The following is a 12640-nucleotide window of genomic DNA, read 5'->3' on the forward strand; positions in this document are numbered from 1 at the left end:
CCACTCTCTTTTTTGGTGTGCCCGGCATGGGCGTAATCTATAGGGTGCAAGTCCCGAACTGTGAAGGCAGAAGTAACAGTTAGCCAAGCGCAAGGGTGTCCACGGCGACGTGGAATCTGAAGGAAGCGAGCGGCAAACCTCCGGTCTGAGGAACACGAACTTCATAGAAGGCTATGTGCGATTGGGTGAGCCTGCCAAACAAGGCAAAGCCCTTTCTGCCGAAGGTCGCATGCAGTAAATGAAGCAGATAGGTGGAGGGAAAGATTGCGTTCTTACCCGGGGAGGTCTGGTTGGAACGCCAAGTACCCTTGGTAACCTGCCCAGTGATGGGCAGCTGAACAACCAGAAGTCAGCAGAAGCCATAGTACCATCTCGTCTCGAGACGGGTGGGAAGGGCTGAACAATTAAGAGAGAACAACATCTTGGCAGGCAGTTTCTGCGTTGAACACAGACAACCCGTTAGGGCTTACTTGACTGGAGGACGTGGTGAATTCCACTGGGGACATCAAGAGGGTGGAGCAGAAACTGGATAAAGAAGAACCGTTGTTCACGGAAAGAGGCATAACGAATGTTAATGGAACAGATTCTCTCACGAAAAAATTTAATACGTGCCCTGAACCGAGTGGTTCGTAATAAAGGAAGCCACGGTGTCGACGAAATGCCCGTACAAAACCTGCGAGCGCATGTCATCGAACATTGGGACACCATGAAAATGGAACTTCTGTCGGGAACCTATCAGCCGCAGCCGGTCCGCAGGGTCGAAATCCCGAAACCTGATGGCGGCGTGCGCCTGCTTGGCATCCCAACCGTGATTGATCGGTTTATTCAACAGGCGATTGCCCAGGTTTTGTCTTCTATTTATGACCCGACGTTTTCTGAACATAGTTATGGGTTCCGACCAAAACGGAGCGCTCATGACGCAGTGAAGAAAGCGAAAAGGTTTATCACAGAAGGCAATCGCTGGGTGGTCGATATCGACTTGGAGAAATTCTTCGACCGGGTGAACCATGACAAGCTCATGGGGCTTCTGGCGAAGCGAATCGAGGACAAGCACCTGCTTCAGCTCATCCACAAGTATCTGAAAACTGGCATCATGATAAACGGAGTCGTGATGAACAGTGAGGAAGGCACTCCGCAAGGAGGTCCTCTCAGCCCGCTGCTCTCGAACATTGTCCTGGATGAACTGGACAAAGAGCTCGAAAAGCGTGGTCACTCGTTTGTCCGCTACGCCGATGACTGCAACATCTACGTGAAAACACCGAAAGCAGGCAACCGGGTCATGAAGTCGGTGACTTCATTTATAGAAGGAAAGCTGAAGCTGAAAGTGAATACCAGCAAATCAGCTGTAGACCGACCGTGGAAGCGGAAATTCCTTGGATTCAGCTTTACGCCTCACAAAGAACCGAAGGTGCGGATTGCGAAAACGAGCATGAACCGGATGAAAGACAAAATCCGGGACATCACCTCACGAAGCAAACCGTATTCGATGGAACAGCGAATCGCGAAGCTGAACCAGTACCTGACGGGCTGGTGCGGGTATTTTTCGCTAGCAGATACGCCTACTGTATTTGTAAAACTCGAGAAGTGGATTCGAAGAAGACTCCGCATGTGCATGTGGAAGGATTGGAAGAAGTCGAGCACAAAAGTGCGAAAGCTCACTGGACTAGGCATTCCGAAAGGAAAGGCGTACGAATGGGGCAATTCACGCAAAAGCTATTGGCGGATTTCAAACAGTCCGGTATTGCATAGAGCCCTCGGAAACTCCTACTGGAGTTCCCAAGGGCTCAAAAGTCTGATAGCACGTTATGAAACTTTGCGTTACGCATCTTAATTGAACCGCCGTATACCGAACGGTACGTACGGTGGTGTGAGAGGTCGGGAGTTAATCACTCCCTCCTACTCGATTGTGTCTGGTATGGGCTCTATAATCGAATGTAGCTAACATGATAATTAAGTTATATTTACAATCCTGATTTTGAGTAGAAACGAGTTTACATATCATAGCTTATCGGAAGCTGCTTATATACGAAGGGAGAGAAGGTGCGCTTTGATCAGCATCGACTCTCCTTTTTTGTCTATAAATGTGTACTTTTACGAACGGTTTGACCTGCCAAGAGAATAAAGGATCTTTGAATTAATATCTCAAGTATTCTACGGTATTTAATTTAATAAGAAAAAGCAGAATGTAAAAAACTCTTTACATATACATATTATGTAATATACTTAAAATGTAAAGAACTTTTGACATAAAAGGAGTGAGTAAATTGTTATCTTGGTTAGTAATAATAGTAGTATCTTTATTGCTCTTTCTAATATTGGGGAAAATAACCGGAAGTGAAGAACATGGATATAAAACAAATGACGATGAGCGAAAGAAACACATTAAACAGCAGGCAATCGTAAGCAGTTGGATTATGCTCTTAGTATTCTTCGTAATCAACTTTTTCAATGATTTCTTCAATTTAAGCGATATGCGATTAAATAATGTGCCGCTAATTTACCCGGAATTACTGTACTTGCTTATTGCTGTTATTAGTTACTCCATTTTTTATGTGATGTACCGTAAAAGACTAGGTGGTTGAAGCGAATGAAAAATCAGATTCAGGAATTGCGTAAATTAAAGGGATTTTCTCAAGAAGAATTAGCCAAAAGATGTTCAGTATCAAGACAAACAATTAATGCGATTGAAAACAATAAGTATGATCCAACATTAGCGTTGGCATTTAAACTGTCTAAGAATCTTAATGCAAAAGTTGATGAATTATTTATTTTTGAGGAGGAAAGCAAATGAGCATAGCAAATTGGAGGGAAATGAGGATTGAAAAGAAAGTAAGCTTAATCTGCTCTATTGTTTTAATCGTTGCCATTGGCGGCTTTGGTATTTATGAATGGTTAAGGAAAGATTTAATAACAGCTTCGACAATTTTTTATCTATTTTTAGGCATCGGTTTTTTCTTTCAGTCTTTGACTTGGGGAGATATGGATGGAAAGCATGAAGGAGAAAAAGATGAATTAGATAAACACATAACCTTAACCAGTTCTAAAATTAGCTATTATCTGTTGCTTGTATTGATGGTAATCGTTCTAATTTTTACTGAAAGAGTCACCGCATTAAATGATATTCAAAACATTCCCCTTGTTATTGTAATTGGACTGGCATTTGTTACACTTCCAATTACTGAGTTTTTTGTTTCGAAAAAATTCCAGTGAGTTTTTTTGCTGGTGCTTAGTTTACATATCATGAATCTATCAGAAGTTGAAATTTTAGGAGTGAATATAAGAAGTGGAAAACGAAGAAAGTACAAGTTACTTATCAACTGGCGAATTATCAAAGATACTGAATATCTCGGTGCGGACTATTCGTTATTACGATCAAATCGGGTTGGTGAATCCTTCAAAGAAGGCTGCCGGTGGTAAGCGGTACTATTCCAAAGAGGATATTCTAAAATTGCAAAAGATTATTCTGCTCAAATCGTTGAATCTGTCGCTCGAAGACAGTCGGAGTATCCTGGCCGAGCAGTCTATGTTCGCTATCTTGCTTGCCCATCAGTCTTTGTTGAGTGAAGAGATGGAGCACCTGACAAATTCTTTGAAGCATACCCAATCGCTATTGAATTTGCTGGACTTAAAAGCAACCCTTCACTGGGAGGATTTAATTTCCTTGGTGGCAAATGAAGAGAAAGAAAAAGATTGGAATCAATATTTCTCTGTGGAACAGCAAGCACATCTTAAAAGTCAGTTACCTAAACTTGAAAGCGGAGATAGGGTCACTAAAAAGTGGATCAATATCATCAAAAGGATTGAGCTTTGTCTTGAGAATGGGGTTTCCTCTACCTCTTTGGAAGGTCAACTCATTCTTGAGGATGTTGACATTCTATCGGAAGAAACGTTTGGCGACGATTCAGAACTGGTCGAGGCTTTTTGGGAAGTCCGCAAATCCCCCGAAGCTTCTGCGGAGCTGGGTCTTTATCCAATCTCACCAGCGATTATTGATTTTCTAGAGATGGCCGCTAAAAAAGAAGTCTCTCCAGACTGACAGCCGGAGCACGTCAGTCTGGAGAGAAGATGGTCAAGCTATGGCAGTCAGGATTACGGCAATCCCGTTGAATATTCCGTGAATCAGGATACTTGGAATGATGGACCCAGTTTTTTGATAAACCCATGAAAAAATAAGGCCTGATACAAAATTCACCGGCAAGGTATTGTATGTAGGAATATGGACAACCGTAAAAATAAGGGAACTGATCAGCATACCGCTCAAAACACCATAGCGGCTGCTGAAAAATCGGTAAAGGAAGCCGCGATAAAAAATTTCTTCGTAGATAGGGGAGATAATCGCGGCCGATACAAATCCTATTGTAAAGTTCAACAAAGTCATCTGTGACTGGAGACTTTCCGTTTTACTGTTTTCCGTTCCAACTCCTATAAAAGACATACCAATTACCAACACGATGCTCACGACAATCAGGATGATTGTCCAAACGGCTATCAGCTTCCACTCTCTTAAAGGAAATGGTTTTAATCCGACAGCTTTCCAAGATTGTCCCTTTGGTTTTAAAACGATGAAATAAAGCGCCGTTGTAAAAATGATGGCCATGATGAAACCAATCAATGTACCGGCATATAACTCATTTTGAAAATTGCCCAATAGATAATTAAATAATACAGTTTCAATGAAAATCGGAACCAGTACCAATACAAGAAACAGCATATAAATTAAATCCCGCCATTTCCACATTTCATTTCGTTCAAAAGATCCTTCTATCAACTTTATCCCTCCAGTTTTTCAACTTACTGATACCAGCATACGTGGTGACGTAAGGTGACCTGCAAGGGTTTTCTAACGATTACTGGTTCTGATATGAGAGTTTACATATGATGGCTTATCGGAAGTTCCACAGGAAAAGCAGGTACTTTCTATAAGATGTCTGCTCTTTTTAAACAACGTTATATTTTTTTATATCAATTATATCTGGATTACATCAGAATTTAACCAACTTAATTTTCAGTTTTGTAAAACGCGGTCTTGATATAGAGGACTTCTTGAGTTTGTTTTTAAACGGATTTATTACTAACAAATAGTTCATAAAGTCAGAAATATGCTGCTCCTAAAAATATGAAGTGTAGATTTTCCGGAAAAGGGAATTCCTAAAAAGAAGCTTTTATTAAAAAGTATGCAACAGGGAAGGAATGAACTTAATGGCACAATCACTGAAAGGCAAGACAGCATTCATTACAGGAGCGGGCAAGGGAATCGGGAAGGCGACGGCAATTGCCCTGGCAGAAGAAGGCGTCAATATTGGAATGATGGCACGGACAGAATCCGATTTGAAGACGGTTGCGGAAGAATTGGAGAGCCGCGGTGTCAAAGCGAGCTATGCGACAGCCGACGTTTCGGATATGGAACAGGTCAACCAGGCAGTCGAGAAATTGACTGCCGATCTTGGTCCAGCTGATATTTTGATCAATAATGCGGGAATCGGCACATTCGGTCCGTTTCTTGAAATCGATCCAGCCGAGTGGAAAAAGATGATCGATGTCAATCTGATGGGTATGTATTATGTCACACGCGCTGTTCTGCCGCAATTAATCAATAAAAGCGGCGGGGACATCATCAATATATCCTCGATGTCCGGTGTCAAAGGCACAGAAGGCTCCAGCGCCTATAGTGCTTCAAAATTCGGAGTGCTTGGCATGACAGAATCGTTGTCCCAGGAAGTCCGCAAACACAATATCCGTGTTTTTGCGTTGACGCCTAGCCTTGTTATCACTGAATTTTTCGGTGATGGCAATAAACCGGAGAAGAGTGAAGAGAAATTCATGCAGGCAGAAGACCTGGCTGAATATATGGTTGCCCAGCTCAAACTGCATCCGCGGATTTTCATTCCGAAGTCGAGCTTGTGGGCGACCAATCCATTCTAAAAACAGTTGCGGATAGTATTTTGCTGCTACCGGATAGTATTATAGATATGACGATAGTATTTTAAAAATGCGGACAGTATTGGGGTGATTCCGGATAGCATATCCATTTATCTGGAAGATCGAGCAGGGAATTCAGAAGGGGAAGTGGTCATTTGGTGAAATGGAAAGAAGAAATGATGATTAAACAACCGATTGAGAAGATTTGGCAGCTGTTTTTGGACGAAAACGCCAAAATTCTCTACCCGAAACTCGAAGATCATGTGCTGGTGGAGAATGAAAATAATGAAACCGGCGCAAAACATGCGCAAAGTTATATGGAAGGCAAACAGCTGCAGACCTATATCGTAGAGACTAAACGGTTTGAAGATACACCCAACAGAAAAGTCCGCCACACCCGATTTGAGATGAACGGACTCTTTGAAGTCAATTATGTCTTCACATTGGGTAAAAAAGGCGAAGATCTTACGCTGTTCACTTATGAGGGGACACAAAAAGGACTGACAGTTACAGGGAAAGCAATGCTGATGGCCGGCAGCAAGAAAAGACGAAACGAAACAGTTATCGATTTCATGCAGCGGGTTGAAACAAAGGCTGAAAAATTGGAAAAAAATAAATAGTAATGAAAAAGCCTGATTTGACAGTGCACCTAAATTTTAGTTTTTACTCTAATTTTTGGGTTACTGGCATCTCAGGCTTTCTTTAATTTTCTTCTCAGGAAGGATATACTGTTAAGAATCAGAAAAGTTTAAAAGATCCACATAACCCTCGGCTGAATTCGATGAATTTTTGTAATCTGGAAGGAGTGATCGATCATGATTGAATGGGAAGAAGAACGCATCATCGATCAGAATATCGATAAAGTGTGGACGCTGTTTGCAGATGCAAATATCAAAAAAATCATGCCTCAAGTTGAGAAACATGAACTGATTGAAAAGACGGAGAAAGAAATCGGTGCCAAGCATATGCAAAGTTATAAAGAAGGAAAGCGGACTGAGACATATATCGTGGAGACGCTTGCCTACGAGGATAAACCCGATAAAAAACATAAACAGATTTTCTTTGTGATCGGCAAAGCTTTTGAAATCGATTTATGTTTTTCCTTGATAACGTTAGGGGAGAACAAAACAAAATTGATTTATTCCGGATGCAACCAAGGCCGCAATTTTATCGGCAGGGCGATGATGAAAATGGCAAACAATAAAAGCAATTCAAAAACAGTGGAAGCGTTCCTGGACCGTGTCGAACAGGAAGCGATGAACTTATAATTCAATATCAGCAGGAGAAGGAAGAGTTCCTGTTATTTTTACAGCAAGTATGTACTTATGGTAAAAGATAAAGGGGCATTTATTTTGAATATATGTAGTAAACTACATAAGGATTATCTGTAAAATAAAATACCAGTCAACAAGAAACAAATTGAACTAAAAGGTTCTCCAATTAACGATATCAAAGTAATGGATAGGAATCGATAGTGAATAAATGGCCGTTTTTACTAATTATTCATCACGTTTAACAAATTAATGGAAATTATTAAGGAAACTGTAACCTTTTCTGTTTTATTTCGCCTAAGCTTAAAAGGGGTGTTGAAATGAGAAGAGAATGTATCATATTACTGGCTTTAACAACCTTAATGGGATGTTCTTCGCCGTCGGACGTAAGCACAGGACAAAGTCCTTCGCAGCCGGCACAAACCACTCAGTCTGCACAGCAAAACGACGAATGTCCTGATGGCATCATTGATTGGGTAGATGTTTTGAAAATAAACGATATCCAGTATTCTGCGTTATGGAATGAATCAATACCGGTTGAAGAGAATATGAAAGGTGATGTGGTGGGGGAAGTAAGCTATCAAATGGACGGTAATGCCTGTTCGAATCACCAGATGCAGAACGGTGATGCAGCGTTTTTGGAAGTGGGAACTGAAGTATTCGAATTTATCGGCTACGATTCCGATTTCCGTGTAATTGCTAATGATGTGATTTACGAAGTGAATGAAAATGAGAAAGCCCAGACGATCGCTGATCTTTATGATATAGAAGGAAAAGTTGTGGGAATGAGTCTTAGAAGCTATTTCGACGGGAGTTTCATAACGGATTTGAAAGAAGAACATTGGAAGGAATTTCTCGATGAGTATTTGGCTCTGGAATACGTTGGCTTTGATAAAGTGTATGATGAAATCGGCAACGAAGACAGTGCCTTCCTGGATATCCATTTGGAAGATGGCAGTTCTTTGCGATTCGGTTATTGGACGGAAGCCAATGTGGTCAATCCAGGTGCGTACGCCAGTGAAAAGATGCTTGAGATCATTGAGCAATATCAATAAAAAAAGAACAGGAGAAAAAATGAGCTTCCAAATTCGTGACATGAAAGAAGAAGACATTAAAGAGGTCCAGCAAGTTGCGAAAACGAGCTGGAACGACATATCCGAAGGGTTAATTCCTGCATATATCCAGGAAAACTTCTTAAATTCAGCTTACAGTGCTGAAATGTTGAAGCGACGCCTTGCTGTGTCTTCACTATATGTTGCTGAAGTTGACGGAAAAATTGTGGGCTTCAGCAATTTCTCGAAAGTAAAAGAAGGAGGGAAAGTGGAGCTGGGTGCTATTTATCTGCTTCCTGGGCACCAAGGAAAGGGATTAGGATCAGCTTTATTGAATGAAGGAATAAACAACGCACGGAATGTTTCACAAGTGTTCGTGAATGTGGAAAAAGAGAATGAGACGGGTGTTAACTTCTATAAAGCAAAAGGGTTTAAAAAATTATCTGACTTTGAAGACGATTTGGAAGGACATATAACAAGTATGATCCGCTTGGTGAAAGACCAGCTTAATGACAGAGAAATTTAACGTTAACTCTAATAGTATATGTAGATAAATACAAAAGGATTTAATATAAAAAACAAAAATGTAACAAGAAGTCAAAAGACTCAGGAGGCAAACTTATGAATGCTAACTACCCGAGACATATTGTTGCGGTTTCTGCGTATATAACAAATGGAGAGAGGGAGGCGTTGCTTGTCAAAGCGCATTGGCGCAAAGATACATGGGAGCCGCCAGGCGGGCAAGTGGTACAAGGCGAAGCTTTGGATGAGGCTGTGCGCAGGGAAGTTCTTGAGGAAATTGGGATAGAGATTGATATTCATGGAATAACCGGTGTCTATTACAGCGCAAGCAGTGAGATTTTATCTGTGGTGTTTCGAGCAACTTGCAGCATGTCAGAAATCAAGATGCAGCCGGAAGAGATTTTTGACGCGAAATTTATTGCTTTAACAGAAGAAAATATCGAAAAATACATAACGCGTCCACACATGGTTTCCAGAACACTGGACGCCATGCAGGCAAAAGAGTCCATTCCATACGAGACCTGGGAAGCCCGACCTTATAATTTACTCGGCCGTATCGAAAAGAAAAAGTTGTCCATCACTTAAATAGTGGAATTGAAAGTTCGATCAGCCGTATACAAATGCCTCCTATAGGGAGTTTTTTTTTTCGTTAAAATAAAACTCCCTTTTTTGTTATACTGAATGAAATGGTATTGACAATAAATTCTGAAATCTTGAAAGGGGTCGCGGTCATGGTGTTTTTGAAATTTTTTCTTGAGATATTGGTAATAGCGATCATCATTTATATAATCAGCGGCCGTTTGATGGGGCCCAAAGTGAATTTCCGAAAAAGGGTTCTTTCGGTTTCATTGGGGGTTGTACTTACCACATTTTTATATTGGTATTCCTATTTGCGTTTTACCGATTATATGGATTTGGATACTATCCAAATCGTTCAAGATGAAACATCTATCCTGTGGATTGGCAGCATGCTGCTGATCTCTATGCTGCTGTATCTGTTCCTGGAATTATTCGATCCAATGGAGCTGGGTGAATCAGGTGATCCAAAAACGGGCAAAGATTTCTTTTTGGTCCGTTGGAGAAGCCGTTTGAGAGAACAGAAACGGCTAAGCAGAATCCTGGAAATCTCAGTACGCAACGGTTTTTCGCAAGCGCTTGATTTTGCCCGGCACCGGGGGGAGAATGACCGGGAATTGGCACGTGCTTTCCGCGTCACTTTGGAGGAGAGTGGCGGCATATTCATTAAATTCGGCCAGATGCTTTCCACCCATAGCGAGCTTTTTCCGCCAGCTTTCATAAATGAATTGGGTTCATTGCAGCAAAATGTCAAACCGTTGACGAGTGAGCAAGTAGAGCATTTATTGAATGAAAAACTGCCATATCGGATAGAAGATGTCTTTGCTGAAGTGGATAAGGAACCGATTGCTGCTGGCTCCATCGGGCAAGTTCATAAGGCATTGTTGAGGAACGGTGATGAAGTCGTCGTAAAATTGCTGCGTCCTGATATCCGCAACATCATGCGGGATGATTTGAATCTTCTGGTGGCATTCACCGAATGGCTGTCGATGAAATCCGCTTGGATCAACAGCATCGGCATCCGGGATCTGGCAATCGGGTTTGCCAATAGCATGCGGGAAGAAGTGAACTTTAACATTGAGATACGCAATACAGTTCAACTCGCTAACATTATTGGGAAAAGCGATTATGGCATCAAGGTTCCTATAGTCTATACAGAGTTCAGCAATGACAAAATTATTGTTCTGGAATATCTGGAAGGCAAGAGCATTGCGAAAGGGCAGGAGCTGTTCGACCGTTACCAGGTGGATCGCAGCGAATTCGCGCAGACTATCCTATTCTCTTATCTGGAACAGATGTTTTTCAACGGTATTTTCCATGCGGATCCGCATCCGGGCAATATCTTTATTGATCGTATGGATGGCAGCCCGATTATCCTGGATTTCGGTGCAGTCGGCAGGCTGTCTGATGAACAGCAAAAGGCGCTGAACCTGTTTGTGATCGGGATCCAGCAGAATGACGCAGAAGTCATGTCGGATGCCGTCATGGCTCTTGTACAGGATACACACAGCATAGACCGGAAGAAATTTGAGTACGCTATCGGCCAAAGCCTTATGCGCATCTCTTATATCGATAAGATTCCGACAAGGGAACTGATTCATTCCATGTTTGATATCGTCCGTGATTTCGGCTTGAAGTTCTATCCGCCTGTGGGTACGGCATTACGGGCATTAATCGTTCTGGACAGCACTATCCACTCGATGGACCCGAATTTCGATATGTTCAGGGAATCCAAGACATTCGCCAAAAAGTATAAAGCTTCTTATCTGTTTAAACCCTTTACACAGCCTTCAGCAACGAAAGAAAAATTGGAAGAAGAGCTGGCTGTATGGCTTCCGGAGTTAATGAAAGTGCCTAAAAGACTAGACCGTCTTGTTCAACGTGTAGAATCCGGCAAAGTGATCCTGCATCATGACGTATTTTCGGATAAACATAATTCCATGTTCGTCACGCAATTATTTTCACGCTTCGTATTGCTGATGACCGGCATCACATTCGGTCTAGTGTCAGCGGCTTTATTGGCCATTGCGCAGTTTATCGACACCGCATATGCGGTATATTTAAATATAGCGTCTTATGCAGGGCTGTTTTTAAGTGTAGTATTATTGGTCAGACTGTCGATACAGGCAATTCGTGATATGAAACGAACGAGTGGCCTATAGGACGCTGTATGCTCACGCAGGGACACTGCAGGAGTCAAAAGGAGTGGATTAGATGGAACGACCAAGTCCAAGAGAGATTCTCGAACAGAAAATGCGCGAAACCCGTCCGTCCTGGACGCGAAATGCTCCAGCAAAGCCGCGTAAATATAAAGCCAGTATGAAACGGGTTGATGATTATGTTGTACTTGATTTTGAGACGACTGGACTCCGTGCAGGAAGCGATAAAATCATTCAAATCGGCGCCGTCAAATACATTAACCATATGCATAAGGACACCATGTATTTAACGATTAATCCCCAACAGCATATTTCAAGCACGATTACACGTATCACAGGCATTACAAATGCTGATGTGCGTGATGCACCGGTTATCGAGGAAGTTGCTCATGAATTGATCCAATTTATCGGAGGGTTGCCGATCATCGCGCATAACGCGCCGTTTGATATGGGATTCCTGTACGCATTGGAGGAAATTACGCCGATTCCGGAGTATACGGTAATCGACACAGTGAAACTGGCGCGTAAAGTGATACCAGAGACACCGAACCATAAGCTGACGACTTTATCAGCGTTTCTGGAGCTTGAGCATAATGCGCACGATGCACTCGGTGACTGCCTGGCAACAGCTGCGATTTATCAGTTTTGTATAGACCGTTTATGAATATTTTAATTTGGATTACTTACAGTAATGAAAACCCCTCAAAATTCATTTTGAGGGGTTTTTAAAAAATTTTAAAGGTTATTTATAGGTAGGAGTGTTCGTTTTGAATGAATTTCCTAATAAAAGAAGTAAATCCATATTAACTCAAAATGAGATAATTGCTTTATACTTGGAAGGTTACAGTACTTCTGAAATAGGTAGTTTCTCGAACGTTTCAGCCAGATATATACGTTCGATACTTAATAAAAATCAGGTCGAAATGAGACCTATAGGCAGTTGGAAAAGAAAATTTAAAGTGAACGAAAACTATTTTAAAACATGGTCCAATAATATGGCATATATATTAGGCTTTTTTATGGCCGACGGATGTATGGTACAAGATCAGCAAACAATAAGTTTCGCCCAAAAGGAAAAGTATATTCTTATGCAAATAAAAGACGTAATAGAATCAACTCATCCTATCATTCAGAATCCAAT

General features: G+C 41.6%; 15 protein-coding genes. 14 read left to right on the forward strand and 1 reads right to left on the reverse strand.

Annotated features, from left to right (window positions below; all coding sequences use genetic code 11):
- The first annotated feature begins 568 nt into the window (after nucleotides 1-568).
- The 5 genes from ltrA (at nucleotide 569) to CXF70_RS09015 (ending at nucleotide 4036) form a co-directional block, all read left to right on the forward strand.
- Nucleotides 569-1831 carry a group II intron reverse transcriptase/maturase gene (ltrA, locus tag CXF70_RS08995; RefSeq protein WP_101802365.1) on the forward strand — a complete coding sequence of 421 codons (1263 nt, stop codon included), beginning with the start codon at nucleotides 569-571 and terminating at the stop codon, nucleotides 1829-1831.
- A 424-nt stretch (nucleotides 1832-2255) separates the two neighbouring features.
- Nucleotides 2256-2582, forward strand: a complete 327-nt coding sequence (locus CXF70_RS09000) for a hypothetical protein (protein ID WP_233208591.1) — start codon at nucleotides 2256-2258, stop codon at nucleotides 2580-2582.
- 5 nt (nucleotides 2583-2587) lie between these two features.
- Nucleotides 2588-2791: a helix-turn-helix transcriptional regulator gene (locus CXF70_RS09005; RefSeq protein WP_101802367.1), complete on the forward strand. Its 204-nt coding sequence runs from the start codon at nucleotides 2588-2590 to the stop codon at nucleotides 2789-2791.
- A complete protein-coding gene (locus CXF70_RS09010; protein ID WP_101802368.1) occupies nucleotides 2788-3210 on the forward strand; it encodes a DUF2178 domain-containing protein in 423 nt (140 codons plus the stop codon). The genes CXF70_RS09005 and CXF70_RS09010 overlap by 4 nt, the downstream gene beginning before the upstream one ends.
- Before the next feature lie 73 nt (nucleotides 3211-3283).
- Nucleotides 3284-4036: a MerR family transcriptional regulator gene (locus CXF70_RS09015; RefSeq protein WP_101802369.1), complete on the forward strand. Its 753-nt coding sequence runs from the start codon at nucleotides 3284-3286 to the stop codon at nucleotides 4034-4036.
- A gap of 33 nt (nucleotides 4037-4069) precedes the next feature.
- Here the strand turns inward: CXF70_RS09015 and CXF70_RS09020 are convergent, their stop codons facing one another.
- Nucleotides 4070-4738 (reverse strand): CPBP family intramembrane glutamic endopeptidase, encoded by a 669-nt coding sequence (locus CXF70_RS09020; RefSeq protein WP_199172814.1) that lies wholly within the window; start codon nucleotides 4736-4738, stop codon nucleotides 4070-4072.
- 461 nt (nucleotides 4739-5199) lie between these two features.
- Here CXF70_RS09020 and CXF70_RS09025 point away from each other — a divergent pair, with 461 nt between their 5' ends.
- The 9 genes from CXF70_RS09025 to CXF70_RS09065 form a co-directional block, all read left to right on the forward strand.
- The gene (locus CXF70_RS09025) at nucleotides 5200-5922 is read left to right on the forward strand and encodes a 3-ketoacyl-ACP reductase (RefSeq protein WP_101802371.1); all 723 of its coding nucleotides are present in this window, start codon (nucleotides 5200-5202) and stop codon (nucleotides 5920-5922) included.
- 155 nt (nucleotides 5923-6077) lie between these two features.
- Nucleotides 6078-6539, forward strand: a complete 462-nt coding sequence (locus CXF70_RS09030; protein WP_233208592.1) for an SRPBCC family protein — start codon at nucleotides 6078-6080, stop codon at nucleotides 6537-6539.
- Between the two features lie 195 nt (nucleotides 6540-6734).
- Nucleotides 6735-7187 carry an SRPBCC family protein gene (locus tag CXF70_RS09035; protein WP_101802373.1) on the forward strand — a complete coding sequence of 151 codons (453 nt, stop codon included), beginning with the start codon at nucleotides 6735-6737 and terminating at the stop codon, nucleotides 7185-7187.
- 323 nt (nucleotides 7188-7510) lie between these two features.
- Nucleotides 7511-8245, forward strand: a complete 735-nt coding sequence (locus tag CXF70_RS09040; protein WP_101802374.1) for a hypothetical protein — start codon at nucleotides 7511-7513, stop codon at nucleotides 8243-8245.
- Nucleotides 8246-8264: 19 nt separating this feature from the next.
- The gene (locus tag CXF70_RS09045) at nucleotides 8265-8768 is read left to right on the forward strand and encodes a GNAT family N-acetyltransferase (protein ID WP_101802377.1); all 504 of its coding nucleotides are present in this window, start codon (nucleotides 8265-8267) and stop codon (nucleotides 8766-8768) included.
- 95 nt (nucleotides 8769-8863) lie between these two features.
- Nucleotides 8864-9349, forward strand: a complete 486-nt coding sequence (locus CXF70_RS09050; protein ID WP_101802375.1) for an NUDIX domain-containing protein — start codon at nucleotides 8864-8866, stop codon at nucleotides 9347-9349.
- Between the two features lie 146 nt (nucleotides 9350-9495).
- A complete protein-coding gene (locus CXF70_RS09055; protein WP_101802376.1) occupies nucleotides 9496-11502 on the forward strand; it encodes an ABC1 kinase family protein in 2007 nt (668 codons plus the stop codon).
- 52 nt (nucleotides 11503-11554) lie between these two features.
- Nucleotides 11555-12163 (forward strand): 3'-5' exonuclease, encoded by a 609-nt coding sequence (locus tag CXF70_RS09060; protein WP_084245890.1) that lies wholly within the window; start codon nucleotides 11555-11557, stop codon nucleotides 12161-12163.
- Between the two features lie 103 nt (nucleotides 12164-12266).
- A partial coding sequence (locus CXF70_RS09065; RefSeq protein ID WP_304528585.1) for an LAGLIDADG family homing endonuclease occupies nucleotides 12267-12640 on the forward strand: 374 nt, incomplete at its 3' end.

It is taken from the genome of Planomicrobium sp. MB-3u-38, assembly GCF_002836425.1.
GTDB lineage: Bacteria > Bacillota > Bacilli > Bacillales_A > Planococcaceae > Planococcus > Planococcus okeanokoites.